The organism is Pseudoxanthomonas sp. 134C1, assembly GCF_057773065.1.
This window is the reverse complement of sequence record NZ_JBYMTH010000010.1, coordinates 60,728-82,453: the sequence shown is the minus strand read 5'-3', so window position 1 is coordinate 82,453 and position 21,726 is coordinate 60,728. Positions and strand designations below refer to the sequence as shown.

The following is a 21,726-nucleotide window of genomic DNA, read 5'->3' as shown; positions in this document are numbered from 1 at the left end:
CAAACCGGATGTTTCCTCCTTGGCAGAAGCATCATTTCGCATACTGACTGGTGCGCGCATCTTGGCATCAGGTGACAGACCGCATCAAGCATCTAGCTATAACGTGATATCTGCTGCGAAAGGGGAAGTATGAGTGTCAGCACGATCAAGCGAAGCGCAATTCCTGCGAGCGGTTATTTCTATCAGACCCTCGCGGGCATCCAAGTGCTCTGCGACTGGCTTGATGATCCAAACCTTTTCGAATGGGTGAAGTTCGAGGCAGATGAAATGAAGTCTGCCCAGGGGCTGGATGACGTCATCTTGCAGCGCAGGGATGGACGTCTGGAACTTAAGCAGGTGAAGTTCACTGTCAACCCATTCGACGAGGCTAATGCTCTCTCGTTGGAGTGGCTGACAAATCGCACCGGAAAGAAGGGCAAGTCGCTTCTTGAGAAGTGGTCTTTTGCCACATTCTCCCAGGACCTCAGCAAAATTGCTGATGTTAGGTTGATCACCAATCGGCGGCCTGATGCCGAGTTGTCTGCATGGCTTCTAGGGGGCAAGCTTCAGTTGGACGCATTGCCGGCACCGACGCGGGCGAAAATCGAGTCCCACCTGGGCGACCCTCGGAGGGCAAAAGAGTTCTTCGACCGCTTTGTGTTCGAGCACAGTTTTCTTGGGCTCGAATCACTGGAGCGGACCATCGTTGCCGCACTAGAAGAGCGTCACACCGATCACTCGGGATGGTTAGCCCTGTATCGGGCCGCGGTGGATTGGAGTATTCGTAAGAACTGTCCGGCCCCTGATGGTCGAATAACACTCGATCTCTTGCGAAGCACCATCTCGCAGCGCCGGCCGCGCCCTTTAGATCAAGAATTCCGGGTTCCAGATGGGTACCGTCCCCCCGATGTTGACTTTGCGGATAGCTTCGTCAATGAGGCCGAGCAAGGTACTTGGGACCTCCGAGTGCTTTGGGGGTCGCCTGGCCAAGGGAAAAGTACTTTCTTAAGCTATGGATGTAAGTGTCTCAAGGAACGGGAATCGCCAGTCATCCGCCATCACTATTTCTTGGATCTACAGGATTCGTCGGACCGATTCAACCCAAGCCGAGTCTCAGACTCGCTGATGGCCCAGATGCGCTCTCTTGGGGTCGATGGCCTGGATCATCTCGGCGACAATCCTGAAGATCTCCGGCACTGGTTTGCTATATGCGGTAAAGCCTATGAGACTGAAGGAAAAAGGTTCATCGTCGTCATTGATGGACTAGATCATGTCTGGAGGGAAAACGACGAAGAAATTTCGCCGCTGAAGTCGCTATTCGATCAATTGCTACCGCTTCCAACGAATACAACGCTTATCGTTGGCACCCAGAGGGTAGACGATAAGCAACTTCCTGCGCGACTAAATGCCCACCTACTGCCGGAGCACTGGATTGAGCTTCCGCGGATGCGGTTGCCATCGATCCACGCGTGGATTGCAACTCAGCATGATGCGGGAACATTCCGGACTAAACCCGGACCTTCCATAGAGAAACAGCTTGCAAAGCTAGCAGTCTCTTTCGAACGCTGCAGCGACGGCCATCCGCTAGTTCTTACTTACACGTTCTTGGCGCTAATTCGCCAGAACCGGATACTCACCGCAAGTCTGGTTGACGGGCACGCGTCAGTACCTGTATCGGATTCCCGCGCCTATTACTCTTCGCTATGGCAGCGGATTTCTCCAAAAGCGAAAGATGCCTTGTACCTAATGGCGGTCGAGGACTTTATCTGGCCAGTTGGCGCTCTTGAACAATGCCTTGGATCGGATTCAAGTATCGAGTCCGAGATCGGACATCTTTTGGCCACAGTCGATGCGGGACTCGTAGCCTTTCACGGTTCGCTGTATGTCTTTATTTCCAGCCAACCGAGTCGGGATGAACGGGTCCGTACCCTGCTACCTAAAGTTAAGCGTTGGCTTGAGACCTACGCTCCGCCGTATCTGCGCTGGGCTTGGCTTTGGGTGTACGAGTCTCGACAAGGAGGACATGAGGCACTGCTGTCCAATACCTCCAGATCGTGGGCTATTGAGGCGCTAACTAAGGCCTACCCTTCGTGGCAGTTGATTCACATTCTCGAAGTGGCTGAGGAAGTAGCGTTTGCCGCTGGAGATTACGAGCAGGCGATTCGCAAGCGCGCACTTAAGACACGTCTACACAATGGACTTAGCTTCCAACTGGATGATGTGGATGAGTTGGAGCGCTGTGCGCTACGCGTTGCGAAGGATCCATATCCATCACTGCTTCTTGCTTCCGAGTTGAACCAATCAAGTATTGATGGACTGCATCGACTTGCGGTCCTCTACCTATCGCTTGGTCAGACTGATCGCGCATCGGGAGTTCAAGAGCGTCTTCGTCTTAAGATCAATGACCAGATTGAGTCTGGTGTCTTGAAGTCGGACCAATACCAAAAAGCTATTGAGCAATTTCTGGAGGTCGCGGCGGGGACTCATCGCTACGATCCCGCTCGAATCGTCAAGCTGTCGCTAAAGCATCATCGTGCAACGCAGGTTTTTGCGCGATTTCTTAACGGGGCAAGCCAAGGAGAAGACCTTGACGCACTAACTTCTTTCAGTAGCGTGCCCATGCCCGCACAGCTTCGCCGCTCACTAGAACTTGAGACCATAAGGACTGCATCTTGGGCGAACGTTCAATTGCATGCGCGGGCGGAGTTCAGCCGCCTCAGGAAAAGTTCTCTCTCGATTTGCTGGCATCTCTTGTACCAAGGGACTAGCCTGCCACCTCGACGGCCCTACTTGACTGCTCACGAGGCACTGGCTACCTCCTACAACACAGCAGATGAAGAAGGATTCTCGCTCTATATCCATCACCTGTTCTTCGACGCACTCGCTCGGACGCTACTCATTAGAGGGGCTAAGGATCCCGCTGGCCTGGGCGTCCGATCGAATCGGGCATGGATGAACTCCGCCTTGGATGGACTGGCAGATATCGCGCATGCCTGTGGTTCCTATCTCTCAAGAGGAGAGATCCCGGCGTTCTCCATTGCCTATCGACGTCTTGGCATAGAAGCCCCGAAGGCCTACGAGCATGATGGATGGTTCGACTACCGTGCCATGCGAAGAGCGCTGGCAATGATTACAGCCGACCTCTACTTCCTCTCCCGTCCCCTCTCTCACATCGAGTGCGTCTCTGCCTGCGAATGGTCAAAATGCAAGGGATCGCCCTTCTTCGCACTGGAACATTGGCGGGATCTGTTCTTTGAACGTGGCTTCCGCATTTTGGATACAGATGCTGCACGTATGGACATCGAAGAACGCGAACGGACGAGTCTTGCGGTTATTCAGCCATTCAATGAGCTGGCCACGGAGCTTGCAGGGCTATGCACATGGGCCAGCGCATACCAACTCCATGATCTGGCCGAGCGATTGCTTTCAAAAGCCTATCGTTGCGCCATTGGCTATGGTTGGCGGAAGGACTGGCAACTTCCCACAATTCTTGGGAGTGTAGAAGAGGTTGCCGAGCACGACACGGCAGCCGCAATGGAAGCAATCAGGGTGTTAGCACCGATTTATACTCACATAAGCAACATGACGGAGAAATCTGGCGCAAGAGCATCGGACTTAGCTCCGATGCTCTTGAAGCTAATGCCTGATACATACGTGCGCTTTTACAGCTTTCTGTTAGACACTGGCGAGTGGTACGAAGCAGAAAGAACCTTCGCTAAGTATCTGGAGTTGGGTGATGTCGCGCGACCTGAAGTAGGCCCCGCTTTCGCGTTCCTCGGAAGCGAGGAAGCACGGGCCGCCATCCGCGCCCGTAAACATGATGATGCGGACATGTTGTTGGAGCCGTGGATCAATGGAATCCAACCAGTTCGTCCCCAGGAATCAGACGGCCAGGATGATCAAGAAGGCGCCTCGCCAGATCGTTCGAAACTGCCGAGTGTTGCAAGCTATCCTCCCAACATGCTCGACGATTTCCTTGCTGCTGTGGAAGCGTCCGGCGAGAGCAAATTTGAGTCAAAGTGGGTAGCCGAATGGTTCCGCCATTGGGAAGTACAGGGCGGGGGTGCTGAACTGCTAAATGCGATCGACTCGCTTCTCGGGCAAGGTAAACTTGGCTGGCGCCGAACGCGGCTTCTCGATCTGGCTTATGTTCTGAGCCGCAAGATTCAAGGTCCTGCCAAAGCATTCCGGTGGCTCGTTGCGGCCCATCGCCATCGACAAGGATGGTCCGGACTCTTTCACGGCCACTCAGAGGCAGACCATCGGATCAAGTTGGCGGCAAAGGACTACCCCAAGCGCTGGGCCGAGTTCGTCGACATGTCCACAATGCCTATTGAGGGGCAATCGGAACGTGGGCGGACCGTACCGGACACCGGATTGATCACGCTGCTGCTGCATGTTGGCGAGGTGTCACGTGCTGTTTCGATCTTGCAGGTGTTATTGGACATAGCTACTGAGGAGTTCGAGATGCAGCCGCTCGGGCAACCTGGTTGGCTTCGGGATCATCCATGATTGAGACAAGACGTATCGCCGATTTGGCATTTGCACGCCTTGGGCTCCCGATACCGATGGCCAAGCTGGTAGCTATCCAATCGCTCGCCTCAGCCCTTTCCGAGCCCACGAGTGAAGTCTTCGTCGATGCTATGGCAAGCTGGATAGGAACGCGCTGCCTTGAGTCCGAGTGTCTCGAGGCGCTTTGTACACTTTTTGTTTCACCAATAGATCCAGCTTACGTGAAGCGGTTGCGCCAAGCGATCCCGAGTCCGTCGATCGCATCTGACCTCATTTTCTCGTTGGTCATGGACGATCACACGTTGGTGCCTTCTTGGATAGGCTGCCACTCGGGACCCGTAGCGGACCTGCTTGAGCTCGATGAGGAAATGCGGAGGTTGGCTTCAGGTGAGTTCATTCCCCCTGTTTTCGGCAAGAGCTTCAAAGGATTGGAGGAGCGTACAGGTCTCCCCTTCTTGCGCCAATGGGCGTTTGAGTTCTGTGCGCTTCTTCGCCGCGTTGGCAACGTTGATGAAGGGTATCTGGGCCATTTCCTCGACACTGGGCGGGCTCACGCCGGTCAATTCGTGACGCGGAAAGGACACCTAGCCCGATCCGCGTACCTACGCACACTTGCCTGTGCCGCGGATCATTGGGGGATGCCTCTCGATGCGGCTCGCCATTTCGCGCGAGGCGCGCTGCCAGCGGATCCAATATTCCTGCGCATTGCTCCACATACGCCCCCTGCTTGGGCGTCTTCAGTTCACACTCAAGAGACTCTGGCCGCCGACCCTGAAGCCCTTGTCCGATCGACGATTCAGCAGATCGAGGGTGGACTACAGCGCCGGGTGATGCATTGTTCATTGCCTGTCATTGATACACCTTTGCAACATGCCGAGCTTGAAGTATTTTCAGTGGCAATGACTCGAAAAGAGCTGAACGCCCAGCATGTCGTAAATTTCTACCGGCAACCCCACGTCGAGTATGCACCGGCTCGAGATGGCTTGCGTGCTCTGCTCCCAAAGCGAATAGAGGCGCAAGGAGACGCCGTCCCCTTCCTGCCAGTTGTGATGCCTGTACTCGGAGATGGCATAGGCTATTTACAGTTTCACTTCCTGCAGCGACCGCCTTACCTTCCTTTAGCGACAACGAGTTTCCCCGGGCTGGAGTACATTCCCGGTGAGGACAAACTTAACATTCGATCAAGTGGGCAAGAGATTGGTTCGTGGCAATGGTGGCTATGGAACTGGAGCCCGGGCCAACCTCGAGGATGGCCAACGCCAATTGCAACATGTACTCAGGTGACTAGGCGAGCCGCAACAGACATAGAGAATGATCTCAGGTCCCGCCTCGGCTACGTCTGGTGTGTCAATGTTTGGAATCGGGAGAGAGAACACGGAAAATGGAAGAGTACTTCGCACTACGGCCATACTCTCTTATGAAGGAATTCGAAGTGCAGCGAAGCACCTCCCACGGCCCTGCCAACGCAGCCCTTCACAAGTTCCTAGGCGATGGGTTAGTACTGGTATGGGCAATGACGGATCTGGCCCATTTACCCTACACAGGAAGTGCTGGTACTTGGGCTAGGAGATGATTGATGTGCCTTCTGGTACGGCATCGGTATAGCCTCCGGAGAGGGGGTACTTCTGCAGTCAGGGATCTTTCTAGTTGAGTTCAATGAGATCGAATTTCGTTGGCTTTTCCGATGAATTGCTGAAGCTGATCGACGCAAGTTGAGAGTGCCGCCCTCCCCTTTTGTTCGACACATGGCCTCGCGCCGACCCTAGTCACCGGGATCTTCTCCACTTTCTACGAAGCTACGCAACAGCGCGTCGAGCTTGCCGAGTCGAACAAACTGCACGGGCACCGGACGCGGCGTGCGACGCATGAAAGGAAAGATGCGCGGACACACGTACAAGTCCTCTATTCGCTGCTCGGCGGCAGCACCCGTCGGCCACTTCAATAGCTTGAGCAGTCGTGCCGCGTTGGTCTCCAAAAAAGCGTGTCGACGCGCCATCTTCGCTAGCTGCCCCGTCGTCGGGGTCTTGCCGAAAACGTCTTCGCGAAGGCGCCGCATGTCCTTGATGCAGAATGCCGGCTTGTTGTACTTGCACTCGACCATAAACCACCGGTTGTTCTCTGGCTCGTAGGCCAGCACGTCGAAATCGCCGACATCCTCAAAGCCTTCTTGCCGGAATCTCCGGTGGAAATCGACGCCGTGCTCGACGTACGTAAGATGCCGTCCAAACACTTCGACGGCTCGCAGTTCCAGATCCTGTTCAATGTGCGCCTTGATCGAGGCCGCGACGCTTTCGATCTGGGGATACCCAAAGTCAGCAGGCGGATAGCCGTCCGAGAAAGTCCCATTCCAGATGCCGAAGGCGCGATGCGCGGCCGCCGCTCCCCACAACAACCGGCCCTGTCCGCACCGCAGTACAGGACGAATGCCGTATCGGTGCACGCGCTTGCGATGCTCCCAGATCGGCACATCGTCCGCTTTCGTATCCTGACCGGCGAGCAGGCACACGCGGCTCGGGTCCAGCGTCAGAAAGTCCAGCGCCGCTTCCACCTCGGCCGGCGGCACCTGCAGCGGCAAATGCGTGACGAGCGTGGCCAGCACGTCCGCCTTGGCCCCCTCGTACGACCAAGCCAACGGCACCAATCCTTCCTTGGCGCTTACCCACCGCCCCAGCACCGCCAACACGGGCAAAAGTGTGGCCAAGGAAAAGCCGACGCTGTTCACGAAGGCCGCATTGAGACGTTGCCGCTGTGCTTCGTCCATCGACGCGACGCCATCTTCAGCACCGCCACGCTCTAGCAGCTCGTTCGCGGCTTCCTGTTGATAGGCTTGGTCGTCGTCGCCTTCGTAGAAGACTTCAGGGATGAAGTCGCTGTCAACGTCGACGCCGCCCACCTCCAGCTCGTTATGCAGGGTGTCGCTCGCCCCATACAGCACCAGCAGCCAATCCGCCTGCGCAACCAACGCTTTCCATTCATCAACGGTGGGTATCGTACCGCCCGATACGCCGCGGCTGTAGCCAAGCTCGAGCAGGTAGCGTACGTTCCGAGTCGCCCGAATGAACTCTTCGTGCGTCTTGGCCTGCTCCTGGGTGCGGTCGAAATCGACTTCATGCGTCAGGCTCATGCGAAGCCGCGTGCTTTGGCGATCGTACTCAGCCACCAGATGATCGAACTGCTCTACCGCCAGGCGGACGAGAGCGTGCTGATCAAACTGGCGGATGTGTTCGTGCACCAACGACCGATAGCGATCGCGAATCTTGTCAATCACCGCTTTGGCCGGCTTGAGTTCGTAGCGCCCCGGCGCGACTCCCTCGGACTTGAACTCCATCGCCAGATCGCGCCGGGCAAGTTTGAAGTGCTCCAGATCGGCCGAGATCGGATTAGGACGATCGGGCACGTCAACGGTTCGCTCCCGGTGCGAGAGCGTGAAGCGCGGCGTTCTCTCCGCCGTCGCCGCCAGCCCTCGCAAGACCTTCTCGTCCAGTGCTATGCCAATCACCGTGCACGTGCCTCGGAGCCATTCGCCGGCGCAAAAGGCCTCGAACCGCGCATCAGAGGCATCCTCTAGGTCCGCGGCAACCTGGGACAGATCTACCTCGACTTCCAGCACCAGCGAGTCGACATTGCACTCGCAGATTCGCCACGCGGTGAGCAGCGGCTCGGTCGACGGCCCGCTGCCACTTTCCGCGGGTAGGCACTTCAGGTTGGCGCGGCAATGAGTCACGATTCGCTGGTGCGTGAACAGATCCGCCGGAAACAAGTCAGCCCGCTCATTCCACGCGTCCGCCACGCAATGGATGAACAACTCCAACAAACTGCCGTGCCGAACTTCCAGCTCCTGGGCGTCGACATCGAGCAAGAAATGCAAGGTGGGCACCGCCCCATCGGCGCTCCACGACAGCAGCGGTCGACCGCGATTGGTCAGTTGATGCAAGGTCTTGTCGGTGGGCTTCACCGACCATGTGGTGGGGTGGTCATCAGGAAACTGACGCGGCGCCGAGGCCCAGAATTCTCGAAGCGCTTCAAACCGAAAATTGGACCCGCCGTGCGGGTCGAGCATAATCATGGTTGGGCGGACCGCACCACCGATAAGTACGCCGTGCGACTGTCGGTACGCTGCGAAGTGATCCATCGGCCCGGTGAACGGCGAGGCCGACTCCTCATTGGCATCGACGAAGGCGAAGTAGTCGTCAAGATCTTGCGATCGCTCGACCGACTCCACGATCGAGACCAAGTCCACGAGGAGCAACGTCCTGATGTTGGACGCATGCGGAAGCGTGACGGAGGCGCCACCAGTGATGGGTGCGACAATGACCGCCAGCACACGCACAGAATCTGGTGAGCGCCCCTGAAGCGGTATGTGCAGGATCTGACCGGTGGCCAGGTCCTGCGCTACCAAGCCGCCATCTTCCTCGATCAAGGCGCGAAGCCGCTGCTCGGCCACAAGCAAGTCTTTCGTACGCCGAACATCCACCAGGACCACGACCCAAAGCGCTTTTCGGGTGCTGAGCAACGCGCCGACCTGAAGATCGGTCAGTTTCGGATGACGAAGCGACACGCGCAATGGGCCAGGGATCATGTCCGCAGGTGGAAAGCGCGCATCGAGGAAGCGAGCGGTTTGCGTCGATGTGTCTCGCTCTAACTGTCCGCTAGACCGGGCGTCGCGCTCTTCCCAGTGCTGAATCACCACGGCGCATAGACATCGCGGGCTGAGCGGGAAGCGCTTGCCATCCAAATCAAGCCAGGCGAAGGGCAGCAGCTTGCCCGTCATGAACTTAGTCGTGAAAGTAGCAGCGTCCAGCGGCGGGATGGCTCCGGGGCGCGCGACCAGTGCAGGGCTAACGGCCAGCCCGGCCGTCATGTCTGGAATCGCCTGCAAGACCTGTCGGGCCTTCGTCCAGAACTCTTCTGGCGGAACTTCGAGATGGCCGGAATCAAGGCCGCTGACCTCGTCGGATTGCGCAATGTTTTCCAGCAAATGATCCTGCAGTGCTAGCACCGCACGCATGTCGTAGTGCCCCGCTGCGCCTCCGGCTCTTGTGAGGCGAAAAGCGTCGATGAAATCCGGTATGCGCTCGAAAGCGCCGCCGTACATCAGGCGATAGCTCTTTCCTTCAAAGACGAAGCGCACCTGTCCCCAGTCCAACTCGGGCACGTAGTCGTCCGTCATCGGAAATGTGGGCAACAGCTCGTGCAAGCGCCTGATGAAATCGCTGAATTGCGCATACGTTGTCAGGCGGCGATCGCCAAGGACGGGCGCCTTTACGGAGACGAAGACAGACAGCGCCAAGGCCTGACGGGTCTGTGCCGACAGGTTGGGAAGCCACAATTCGGCGATGAGCAGCGCAAGGTATGCGTCGATCGCGTTAATTTCGGTCAGGTGAGCGCGAATGGCCTCAATGCTGCGATTCAGCGCCTTCTCCATATCGCTTAGCGGGCGCTTTGGCGTCTGAAACGTGCGTCGATGAGACTTTCTTTTGGGTTTTCGCTTGGACATGGATGCCGTTGTCCTTATTCGTTCAGTCAGAACTGTCGTCGATTCGACTCGCCGAAGCAATCACTCCAAGCCAGCAGCAAACGGAAATTTATCACATCCGTCCATGCACGGCTTACTAGCGATCGCTGCAGTCGGACGCTGTTCTCGCAATAGCGGTCTAGCATCCAGCGCGTTGACATTAACGAAGGGCTGTTCGCCACCGGGCGAAGTCCCGTCGATCAGGCTGAATTGCTTAGATCCTTACGGGCCGAACTCACGCTGGTTGACACGACATCGTAGAAACACATCGACAGGAGGCACTACCCGCGATAAATCTTCCTAATCCGGTGCCCCACCCCGAGGTCGGCTATCGGCCAGAAGCGGTCATCGAACGCCTAAAACTAGCCGACCCGCGAAGCGAGTTTGGCCTGCTTGAGTTCTTCGAACTCTGTATCACTTGAGCAGCGCACCAATAACTGCTCCAATAAGGCCTCCACTGGCACTAGCGAGAGCTATCCACCACCGCTTGTCCTTTTGGTGTTCAAGGGCCCGAGAGTGAAGGTTCACGGCGGTATCTACGAGCGCCTTGATGTCGCCAGGAGTCAATGGAGTTCTAGACACTCTAGATTTCTGGTCAGGCATCAGTGCAGCGTACTCAGTGGTCGAAAGCACGCGCTCCGCATCTACGTCAAATCGCTTCGGGAACTGCCTCCGCCACACTAGGGAAGCCCTTTCTCTCGCTGAGTCCAGGCGAAAGAACTCTGGGTGTTGAAGAAAGACGGCTCGCCATTTCTCGGCTTGTTTTTCATCCGCGGAAATGCGATCAGCCCAGCCTGAGAAAGGAAGCTTGTAGAACTTATAGACGGCCATCGCTTGAATCGCAGCGATGACATCGCCAAGCCTATTCGGGTCTGCGAGATAGGGTGAAAGTGCTACGGATCGTTGACGCCAACGATTGAACATGGTGAGTCCTCACGCCTGAATTTCGCTGACCCGCAAGCGGGTTCGGCTAGAATGAATCGTTAGGTGACGGCCTACTTTGCACGCATGCGGCCACGAGCATCTTGAACCGCATGCTTGCCGGGAGCGATGCCGACCATACGACCGTCTGATCCTTGAACACCGCGGTAGCCTTGACGAATTGCGACCATGCGACCGTCCGAACCTTGTAGGCCACGACCGCCGGCAGGTATCTCGACCATGCGTCCATCACTGCCTTGCAACCCCCGAGCGCCCGTTCTGATTGCAGCCATGCGCCCATCGCTCCCTTGAAGCCCCCGACCACCCTCAGGAATAGCCACCATCCGGCCATCGCTGCCTTGCAGCCCACGACCACCGGGCGGAATTGGAACCATGCGCCCATCGCTGCCTTGGAGCCCGTGCCAGCCATCTGGAATGACGATCGCTTTGCCATCACTGCCGGTGAGAGTGCGCTTCATGATTTTCCCCTTTGCATGAATCGAACAATGTCGCCCAATTGTCCAATAGCCGGATCCCGGGGCCTGGTTATACGACATATCCACAGCGCACAGTATGGTCGACCACCCCACTTGATACCGCTCGATCTTGGGATCGCTGGATCCGGCCAACAAGCCGCTGTGTAACCAGTCGCCCCCCACCCCCGATAAACATCCCTAATCTCGGGATTCGGCGGGACATATTTGGGCCAGAATTCGGCATCCCTCACGCCTGTGCTCTCGTTCACCCCTATCGGCATCGCGCCGGATCTGGCCGATCAATGCAATCCTTACGATTCTTCTTTCCGCTGAACGTAGGAATCCTGGGATTTATCTACCACCATCTTGCCAGCGGGAACGAACAAATAGTTTGAATCTGGCGCCTTGGAGAATTTGCCATAGAGCGTGACGTAGCCACCAACTTCACCCTGAAGTGGATGTTTCGAGTCGTCGCATAAGATTGCAGATGAAATGTCTTTGATTAGGGCAGCATCCTTGGTTAAAAACAACAACTTTTCACCATTAACGTCAGCCAAAAAACCGCGCGCAGCAATCGTCAGTCCGAAATACTTGCTTGGATTGGAGATCACGGCCATTGTGGACGTTGCGCATACCCGCTCTTTAAAGCCGCCATGCACCGTGCAGCGTATGTCGACCTTCTGCGCGACCGGATTGGCGGGGGATTCAATTTGCCGCGGCTTGCACCCGATTAGACTCATCGCGATCAGCATTCCTGCAAATGGGAAAATGTTCAGCTTCATGTGGATTCCTTGGTTTCACCTGCAACCCATGCTCGCTGCAGAGCACAGTGGCACCCTAACCGTTGGCTGAGCTCGCTGCAGCGAAACATACTGCGAGTAGTTAAAGTAGTCACTTCCGGTCGAATGGAAGGCGTATGCGTTGAGTTGGGATTCATACGCAGCCCTCATGTCTCCGTAGTAGTCCCACCCCATGGGGCGGCCATCATCGAAGTTCCCCAGTTGGAACCCGAAGTGTCCGCCAGAAAGATTGGGGTTGAACGGGTGAGTATGAGCAAAAGCAGTAACGCTTGTTCCGGCAGCCACGTAACCGTCTGAGATTAGTCCATTGACATTGGAATATGCGCCTTTGCTGAATGCAGTTCCCAAGTAGTACCTCCCGTCTTTCACGGAAATCAGAACGCCTACCTCGGCCCTTAGTGGAATTCGCTTGATGGCGTTCCACCAGGCATCGGCGGCCTCTTGTTCAGTGCCATAGCCTCCGTGCTTGAATACCCCGCTCTTGAGCATGGCATTGTTGACCAGATCCTCCGTTTCTCTAGCGAGTGCGGGATTTCCTTCGTCGTGAACGCCGCCGTCATCCAGTATTTCGCTTTGGGGAGGGCGGCCCATCATTGCGGCCTGGATGGCGCCACTGATCGCCCCATTGACGAACTTCCCGCCGGTGGCCTCCGAGATTGTGCCTCCAATGATGGCTCCCATGACAGTACGACCAAAATCATTGTCGATGTAACCCACTTGTGGCATCACCGCCGTCGTCAGCCCCGCCGCGACGAAGCCGTTGCCGAACTTACCGCCCTGGATCTCCGACGCGATGCCACCGGCCAGCGCGCTGATGGCTACCCGCCCGTAGGTGACCTGGCCGCCGTACTTCACGTTCAGGCCATACCCCACCGCCGCCGTGAACGCGCCCGCGACCGCGGCCTGACGTGCCTCCTTCGAAGAGGCTCCGAACGCGCGGGCCGCGTCGTAGCTGCCCCCTGCCGCGCACAAGATGCCCCAGGGTCCGGCGAAGCTGCAGCCGACGCCCACCGCCAAACCCGTGGCATTGGGCCCCAGTGATCGCATCGCGCCGCGAATCAGCCCCTTGTGGACGTTGTTGTGCATGAACCAGCCCAGTGCCAGGCCACCCAGGATGCCGAACTGACCGGTGGGGTCGGTATAGGCCAGCGGGTTGTTGAACACATAGGTATAGGCGTTCCAGCTCTGGCCGTTGCTCGGTGCCTGCACCACCGGGTCCGGCTGCAGGAAGCGGGCCAGTTGGTTGTCGTAGATGCGCCCGTTCATGTGCGTGACTTGCGCACCATCCACATATTCATGCCCGGTGTAGCCGCGTGGCGTGTAGTTGGAGGCGCTGCCGGTACCGGCGGGATTGCCATAGGTGCGGCGTGCACCGAAGGTGGCATAGTCCAGTGCCTCGGCCACGGCGCCGTTTGGGTTGGCGATACGCACCAGGCTGCCGAGATGGTCGTGGAACAGGTAGCGCGTGCTCTGCGCCACATTGTTCACGACCGTCTGCAGAGCCACGCCGGCCGCGTAGCGGCGGGCGCTTGTCTGCACTCCGTTTTGGATGAGGATTTCCACGCCACCGATGTAGAGCGTGGTGGTGGCGCCATCGGTACGCTTGAAGCGCTGACCATCCGGCCCGTACCAGAACCGCGTGATTTGCCCGCTGCCCATCTGGATTTCATGCGCACGGCTGTCAGCTGTGTAGCGAATGGTGCGATCGTTACCGGTGCCCGGGGCATCGCGCAGGGTCTGGTTACCGCGTTCGTCGTAGTGGTAGTACGTGGCGGACGCGCCTGCCCCGACCTGGTTCACCGCATGCGGACTGTTGGCGATGGAGGACACGGCGGCTTGGGTGACCATGCCGGTGGCGCCCGACGCATAAGGGAGTGCACTGGGTTGCTGCGCGCTCGCTTGCGTGGGTTGCGGGATTGACATGGCCTGGGCGGTCAGGACCGGGATGCCGGCGGCCTGCCCCATCGGCAACGCGCCCACGCATCCGTCGGCACCGGGATAGGCATAACCCAATCCATCCTTGCTGCACACGTTGCCGAGTGCATCGTAGGCATTGGCCAGCAGCACCTGGTTGACGGTGGCGCCGTTGGCCATCGTCAGCCGACCTTCGGTCACCCGGTTCAGGCTGTCGTAGGTGAACTGCTCCAGGTAGCGGCCTTCCTTCTGGTGCGAAGCCAGATTGCCGGCGGCATCCCATACGTAGGCTTCTTTCACCAGGTTGCAGTTGGTGTTGCCGGCGCAGATTTCGGTAAGCCGGCCGGTCAACGCATGGTGCTGCCGGCGCACTTCCAGGTTGGCCTGCCCGCCCCGGATGTCCCGGACCACGTTGCCCCAGGCATCGGTGGCCAGCGTGCGCGTATAGGTATCCACGGGACTGGTACAGGCCGGATGGCTGTCCATGCCATCGCTGGCGCAGGTGGCCACCGCCCCTCGTGCGCCGAACTCGGTCTTGCTCCACAGGCCGCTGGCGTCGCGCGATTTCCAGGGCCGTCCCAGTTCGTCGTACTGCACCTCGGAGCCAAACATGCCCTCCTCGACGATGACCCCGTTGCTGGTCGGGCGGCCCATCGTGTCGTAACCAAAATGGCGCTGATACTCCAGCCCGGTGCCCGTCTGCCCCGACCAGGCCGCGTACTGTCCGGTAATGGATTCCCAGGTGGGTTGTCCACTACTCCCGGCGGCCGTGTCGTATTCCGTAGTGGACTGCGTTTCGATGGTGCCACTGGCCAGCTTGGTGGTGACTCGCCAAGTGCGACCACGGGCGTCAATCTCGCGCTCGGTGCGGTACCCGCCGTTGTCGGTCTGGGCTATCAACTCGCCCAGCGCGTTGTAGGCGAAAGTGGTGGTGCCGCTGTCCGGGTCGACCTGATGGATTTTCCGGCCCAGCAGGTCGTAGCTGAAGCTGTTCGTGATAGCCCCGGTACCCGCATCGCGGGTCACGCTGATCAGGTTGCCATCGGCCCGGTAGGCAAACTGGGTGATGAAGCCGCTGGCATCCTGCGTCGAAACCACCTCACCCTTGCCGTTACGCACCTGCGTGGTGGGGTTGTTGCGCGCGTCGCGCGTGGTCGTGGCCAAGCCGGCGTACTGCGACGTCACCTGACTGCCGTCCGGCGCCTGTGTGAGCGTGGGGCGGCCCAGGAGGTCGTATTGGGTGGTGGTCCAGGCGCGGCTGGCATTGGTGCAGACCCCCGCCACATCCGCGGGGCCAGTGGTGCCGGCCGTACCGGACAGGAAGAACGGGTTGGAGGTGCGCGCCACCCGCCCCACGCCGTCATACTCGGTGCACACCGCCGAGACGTCTTGGCCGCTGACGCCGGCATTGAAAGTCTCGGTGGCCTTCATGACGGGGCGCCCCAGTACATCGAAGTACGCCCATTGCCGGGGTGCCATCGTGGCGGCGACCTGCTGGCGGAATACCGCGCCAGCCGGACAGGCGACAGCTTCCGGCCCGCTGTTGCACCAGCGGTAGGTGGTCGTGCTGGTAACACCCCCGCTGCCTGGAGAGGAAAATGGAGAGCTCTGGCTCCAGCTGACGTAGTCGCGGCCCAGTATCCCCTTGAGGGCCACGCTGCGGACGTTGTTGACGTCGCGCACGTCGGTGGCGTCGCCGAACAGGTTGCGCGCAATGACGACGCTGGTTCGGCGTTCCTCCGCGCCAGTTCCGTTCCAGAACGGCGCATAGGTGGCCACGGGGAAGCGGCCCCGCGCGTCGAATTCCACCCGCGAGTATCGGCGCAGCGCATCGAGCGAGGAAGGTCGGAAGACCTGCCCGCTGGCAGAGCACCCGGTTGCCGGCGCGGCGCAGACCACGGACTGCAGGCGGTTGCCGTAGTCGTCCAGGGCATAAGCGGTGGCCGAAGCCTGGTCGGCAGCCCCGCCGGGCTGCGTACGCTCTTCGGTCAGCAGACCGGTACCGGCTCCGCCCATGGCGTAGCTGAAGCCAGCAGTACGCACGACGTCCGGATAGCCCGGGCGACGATGGGTGACGGTGCTCGCGGTCAGGCGGCCCAGCCGCCAGGTGCTGGCGTTGTCGCTGTAGGTATTCTGGGTGATTTGCGTGGCCGTCAGTGTGCTGGCGCCGGTGTAGGTATCGGCCACGGTCTGGGTGACATTGCCGTAACTGCCATAGCTGAAGGCCGTGGCGATTTTGCTGGTGACGGCGCCGGTGTACGGATCGCGCAGCGTTTCCTCAGTGCCCTGGGTGCGCACGTGGATGGGCGTCTGACTCGTCAGCGCACCGGCCATTTCCCAGCTTTGCACGCTGCTGGAAAACCACTGCCCGCCCAAGTCCGGATGCGTGGCACCGGGCCCGCTGAAACAGGCATTGGTCACCGCGCCAAGGCAGGCCGGCGCCGCATAGGCCGCGCCGATGGCCTTCTTCATCGTCTGCAGCGGCAGCCCGGTGAACGGGAAGTTCTGCGCGTAGGTCGTGGTGGTGACGACGTGTCCGCCGGTCTGGTTCGGGTCGATGGTCTCCAGAATGCCAAAGCCCAGGAAACCCCGCCCGCCCGCCTGCACGCGCGCATTGGCGTAGCGGTAATAGAGATTGGCCTTCGCCGTCGCATCGGCCGCGCGCGGCGCGCTGCTGGACACGCGGGCCACGACGTAGCTGGATGCCAGGACGTCCTGCACCGGGGCGCCCCGGCCCCAGTTCAAGCTGTTGCGCGACCCACTGGCGCGTCGGTACACCGCGTTGTTGGTCAGCGGGACGTATTGGACCTGCGTCGTGGCGCCCAGACCGTTGGTGAAGCTGGTGATGACATCACGCGGCTGGAACGCCTGGGGACCCCGGGAAAACGCGGTGCCTACGGTAGTTCCCGCGAAGCTCAGCGTCTGGAAATCCATGTTGCCGTCGCCATCCACGTCCCCGAAGATAGGAACGTGCTTGTTCTGGTCACATCCACTGCCTTGGCACAACCGCGCATTGCCGCCAGGAAGTGCGGTCCCGGCGGCAAACGTGCCGTCGGGCAGCGCCTTGCGCACCGCATAGCCCTTGAAGCTGCCGTAGTTGACCAGATACAGCAAGTCGGCCCGGCCATCGCCGGTGACATCCACGAACCTGGCCTGGTCCTTGAACTCAGTCAGCGGCAGGACCGTCTGCGCTGTGAAGCCGCGACCGGTATTGATCGCGTACGTCCAGTCACCCGAGGAGGAAGTCCGCACCACGCGGTCGGACAGACCATCTCCATTGATGTCCGTCAGGACGATGGAGTATTCAGCGCTATTGGCGTTGGCAACATAACCATGCTTGGCCAACAAAATCGCGCTGGGCGTCTGCTCCTTGACCACCATGGAATACAGCCCCTTGGACTGGACGCGTTCCCAACAGGGGTCCGCGAGCAGTTGGTTCTCAGGTTGGTCGGGGTCCTGGTAACGGCTTACCAGCCCGTTGGATGCGGCGCTGGCGCGGCGTTGGGACAGGGCGGAAAGCTCACAACCCGGACCGCCTGTCCATAGCTCCGCCTGCGCATTGACCTGGATAATCAGATCCGAGGCCGCATCGCCATCGAAATCGACCATCTGCACAAAGTCCGTCTTGGTCGTAGGCGTTCCGGCAATCTGCATTTCACAGTTTTGAACTTCCGGATTGGACGGATCGTCACATCCTGGGATGAGGGCGCCCAGGGATTGCGCATCCACCGAAGTCGTCCGTTCGTTCCCCCATCCGAATGCTGAGGCCTGCCGCTCCATGACGCGGGTACGGAGCGCGCCGTCCCGGAAATAGACGATGTCGGTCAGGCCGTCGCCGTTCATATCCGCCAACTGCACCTGCGAGGTGACGGCCTGGACGGAAGGCACAGCGGGCGACAAACCCGCAATCAGGTTGGTGGCCATGTCGAAATGCACGCCATTGGACGGATGCACGCGCCAGCCCTGACCGATGACACTGGAGACGAACAAATCGTCCAGACCGTCTCCGTTGTAGTCGAACAGGTGCCAGGCGCCATCGCCGCGATCGGTGATGTTGGCCGGCACGCAGTTCCAGGTGGCGTTGGCGTAAGCCGGCTGCCCACTGGCATTGAGCGTGCCGAGCATCGTGATGACCCAGCTACCGCCCGTGCAGCCGGTGCCTGCCAGATACAGGACGGCCAGATCCTGGCGTCCATCACCGTTGATGTCGGCGATCTTGAATCCCTTGAAGTGGTCGGTGGCCAGCGTCAGGTTCGGTGGCGCTTCATACGTCGAGAACGCATGGGTGGCCGTACCCCAACCGAACATCGTCGCCGCAGAGCAGACCGCGGCGCTGCTGTCGCGACATTCCTGCAGGCCGACCAGCGTGTCCTGGCCGCTACCCGAGGGGGATGGCGCGTAGGTCAGCACGACGTGGCGCGCTTGCTGGTCCGAAGGACAGACCGCGTCGGCGCTGGCGCAGCTGGTGATGCTCTCCAGGCGTCGGGTCGTGGTGACCTGGCCACCTGCAAGGTATCCGCGACTCCATTGCGCTGTCGGCAGCGTGCTGTAGTTGAACTGCACCTTGGCGTACGGCGCACTGGCGGTGGACTGGCCCGAAAGCGCGACCTTGCCGGTGTAACGAACCTCGCGGATGTGATGTTCACCGGTACCGGCGCCGGAGGGATTCTCATCGTAGACGTAGTCAATGTAGCTTCCGCTTGAATCCTGGAAGCGGGTTTGTGCCCAGCTGATGGCGGCTCCTGTATTGAGGGGCGAAGTCGTCTCGACGTAGCCGTCCGGACGGGTGGCGCCGCCCGCGTTGCTGTCGCGATCGCCGTACCAACTGATCGAGCCATCCTTGCGCTCGACCGTAAAAAACGACGGGCCCTGGGTGCCGCCAGAGGCTATGTAGGCTGAAGCTATCCAGTTCGGTAGCCAGCGCCACCCCGCTCATGCCGCCGGCCGACGGACAGGCCGCCGAAGACGGGACCAGGCGCTGGCCATCCAGGCAGTAGCGATCGCTGGCACTGAAGTTGACTGGCCGCGGGTTCCCGTCCGGCGTAGAAGCGCCCAGGAAATCACCGGCCTCACGCGTGGCGCGACAACGACTGATGGAAGATAGCCCGCCAATGGACCAGCCCTTACCCAGCGCGCCGGCTCCGCCCTGGCTGGAATAGTTCAGCGACAGCTGCGGGGTCACACCTGCGGTACCCGGCACCGTATACAGCGGCACGGTGTAGGTCGCTGCGCCGGATTCATCGACGCGAAACTCCGCGCCTGTGGCGGATACCGCATCGGACAACGGGTCGGGATTCGCCAACACGCGTGGCGGCAGACCACCCCCGGTGACCTGCGCGACCACCTCGAAGACGAAGAGGCTCAGCGGCGTCAGGAGAAGGCCGGCCACCAGCAGCAATAGGGCGGACGCACTGACGGAAAGACGACGGGCAGTCTGATCGGACATGCGGAACTCCATTTCCGCGCCAGAGACTCCACCGCGCGGTTAACCACCGTAGCGACGACAACCCTTGCGAAGCCCGACTGCGACCGGTCCCCACCGGAGTTGCAGATTGCGATCCTCAACGCGTGGTGAGGTCGCCGCCGCAGTATCATCACCTCCAGCCCGACGATCAATTTTAACGGAATTTGTACAAATTTCCGGCAATCTCGTATTGGCGACGCATCAGGAACCGTCGCAGCGTCCAGCGCGTTCGGCGCGCTGCTCCAGTCGCTTTGATGATGGTACGGCGTGTTTGACGCTGAATACCAATTTGTTGCCGTTTCATACCGCGATAACACTGCCAAATCGGTTAGCAGTCAAGCCTGTGGCAAGGGTCGAGAAGAGTCAGATGGTGCGACTTTCAGTCGCGTCGCGTCGTCATAGCCCCGACGCTTAGCAGCGCGGATGCCTATCTCCTGGAGATCATCATCTTGGTAAAGGCACGAAACTTCCTTAGCTGAAGCCCGACCAGTCTCCGCTCCCACCTTCGCGATAGCCACAGCCAAGCCACTCTTGGCAGCGTCGGAATAGTTACATCCTCACCCTGGAAACCGCGCCAAGCCCTATAGGCCAGCAGCAGGCTACCGAGTCGCTCGGGTGGGGAAAGTTCTCCTAATCTGCCTGGCTGGCCTGGATCGAGGGCACCGCACCTCTCCTGTCCATACCATCCCATTAGCCAGAGCTCCATGGCCCCCAAACTACCCGTCGAGTGAGACCTCACATGAACCCAGTTTCGAGACATCAGACGCACAAGGTCCCGGCGCCATTGGCGCTCCAGTATCGCCAAGGCCAATGAGCAGTCATCAAGCCTCACCCATTGTCGAGTCCAGTCGTACAGATCTAGCAGCTCAGGGTTGGCCAAGCAATTGAGGTGGCCTGGGTCCGACCCTATAGCAGGGTCGAGATAGTGCAGCGCGCATCCGTGTTTTAGACATTGCAGCTGACGAGCATCGAGCCAGGCAATGAGAGTGGGCCAACGCACGCCTTTGTCAGTTCGGGTGAGACAATGTGGGCAATATACATGTCTGCGTTCTGGTGACAATCGCCATGCAGGAGTGACCTCTGATATGTCGCCCAATTGGTCTGGAAGCCCCACCCATTTGGTACCCCGCTCTGGCCGCTCAGGCTCCATATGGGAGGGACGTACAACTTCCAGCCAATCTTGATCCTCCAACGGATGCAACCTTCTCGCAGCTTGCAACCAAGACTGCCTGCTCTCGCCAGCTACTGGATTTGGCCAGTAAGGTAGAACCGAGAAGTCCATCAGCCTGATGTCCCGGGGGGCATCACGGCCGAAGCTGCTTCCTGGAGAAGCTCCATCGTGATGCATGGACCGCCGGTCATAATGGCTACAGCTGCGGCATCACGAATCAAGTCCAAGATTCCGGATGTGGTCCTATGGCCCCTGGACATGAGCCATCGAATAACCTCGACACGGTCTAGATTAGAGGGTTCTGGCAACGGAAGCTGCGCTTCTATTCCCGCCAAGAACTGACGTAGCTCTTGGGACTCGGACCAAAGCGGGAGTCGCAGTTGCTTGAAGCGGGAGAACAACTGCTCATCTGCGGCGAGAACTGCTTTCATGTTCTCTGTGGTGGCAATGCAGATTGTAATCCCTTGATTTGTTATTGACTTTAGCAGCGCAAGCCCTTGCTGTTGAGTGTGCTTTCCGCCAAGCAGGAGGAGACCGCCCTCATCGAGCAAGGCTTGGCGAACGCCGCATTGTCGTAAGATGACCGCTACTCGTTCCGCGTACTGCGCGACCCGCACGGGACGGAAGTCGGATAGGCAGGCCATCAGAAGGTCAGCACATAACGATTTGTAGTCGCCGTTGCGAAGTTCCACGAATATCACGGGCATCGCACGATGGCCATTGTCGTCTCGTTCGCTCTTGCCATGGAGCCCTAAGTAATGCTTCAGGATTCTGGTCTTTCCCATGCCAGCTGAAGCAATAATATGGAGATTACGTGGGCGGTCTCGCCCGAACTCGTTGACGTACATGTGCCGCATCCAACGAAGCGCAGCCATTCCTGCTGGATAAGGCACAAATCGCTGAGCACGCATCATGTCGCAGCGCTCCTGCGGCCCCAATGTCAGAAGAGGAACGGCATCGGGATGCAAATGCAT

9 protein-coding genes are annotated in these 21,726 nt (G+C 59.2%); 1 reads left to right on the top strand and 8 read right to left on the bottom strand.

All coding sequences use genetic code 11. The features are described 5' to 3' along the window. Nucleotides 1–129 precede the first annotated feature (129 nt). Nucleotides 130–4,491, top strand: a complete 4,362-nt coding sequence (locus tag AC3DEZ_RS16640; RefSeq protein ID WP_488389216.1) for a P-loop domain-containing protein — start codon at nucleotides 130–132, stop codon at nucleotides 4,489–4,491. Between the two features lie 383 nt (nucleotides 4,492–4,874). Here AC3DEZ_RS16640 and AC3DEZ_RS16635 read toward each other — a convergent pair whose 3' ends face one another. The 8 genes from AC3DEZ_RS16635 to AC3DEZ_RS16600 all read right to left on the bottom strand — a co-directional run bounded on the left by AC3DEZ_RS16635 (nucleotide 4,875) and on the right by AC3DEZ_RS16600 (nucleotide 21,726). Then, nucleotides 4,875–5,045: a hypothetical protein gene (locus tag AC3DEZ_RS16635; protein WP_488389215.1), complete on the bottom strand. Its 171-nt coding sequence runs from the start codon at nucleotides 5,043–5,045 to the stop codon at nucleotides 4,875–4,877. A 1,208-nt stretch (nucleotides 5,046–6,253) separates the two neighbouring features. Then, nucleotides 6,254–9,988 (bottom strand): hypothetical protein, encoded by a 3,735-nt coding sequence (locus AC3DEZ_RS16630; protein WP_488389214.1) that lies wholly within the window; start codon nucleotides 9,986–9,988, stop codon nucleotides 6,254–6,256. 432 nt (nucleotides 9,989–10,420) lie between these two features. Continuing rightward, nucleotides 10,421–10,930 carry a hypothetical protein gene (locus tag AC3DEZ_RS16625; protein ID WP_488389213.1) on the bottom strand — a complete coding sequence of 170 codons (510 nt, stop codon included), beginning with the start codon at nucleotides 10,928–10,930 and terminating at the stop codon, nucleotides 10,421–10,423. A gap of 71 nt (nucleotides 10,931–11,001) precedes the next feature. After that, nucleotides 11,002–11,406, bottom strand: a complete 405-nt coding sequence (locus AC3DEZ_RS16620; protein WP_488389212.1) for a hypothetical protein — start codon at nucleotides 11,404–11,406, stop codon at nucleotides 11,002–11,004. A 308-nt stretch (nucleotides 11,407–11,714) separates the two neighbouring features. Next, complete coding sequence (locus AC3DEZ_RS16615) at nucleotides 11,715–12,185, bottom strand: hypothetical protein (protein ID WP_488389211.1); 471 nt, start codon at nucleotides 12,183–12,185, stop codon at nucleotides 11,715–11,717. A 15-nt stretch (nucleotides 12,186–12,200) separates the two neighbouring features. Continuing rightward, nucleotides 12,201–18,680, bottom strand: a complete 6,480-nt coding sequence (locus AC3DEZ_RS16610) for a toxin TcdB middle/N-terminal domain-containing protein (protein WP_488389210.1) — start codon at nucleotides 18,678–18,680, stop codon at nucleotides 12,201–12,203. Between the two features lie 121 nt (nucleotides 18,681–18,801). After that, a complete protein-coding gene (locus AC3DEZ_RS16605; protein ID WP_488389209.1) occupies nucleotides 18,802–19,563 on the bottom strand; it encodes a SpvB/TcaC N-terminal domain-containing protein in 762 nt (253 codons plus the stop codon). A 1,299-nt stretch (nucleotides 19,564–20,862) separates the two neighbouring features. Beyond that, nucleotides 20,863–21,726 (bottom strand): TniB family NTP-binding protein, encoded by an 864-nt coding sequence (locus AC3DEZ_RS16600; protein ID WP_488389208.1) that lies wholly within the window; start codon nucleotides 21,724–21,726, stop codon nucleotides 20,863–20,865.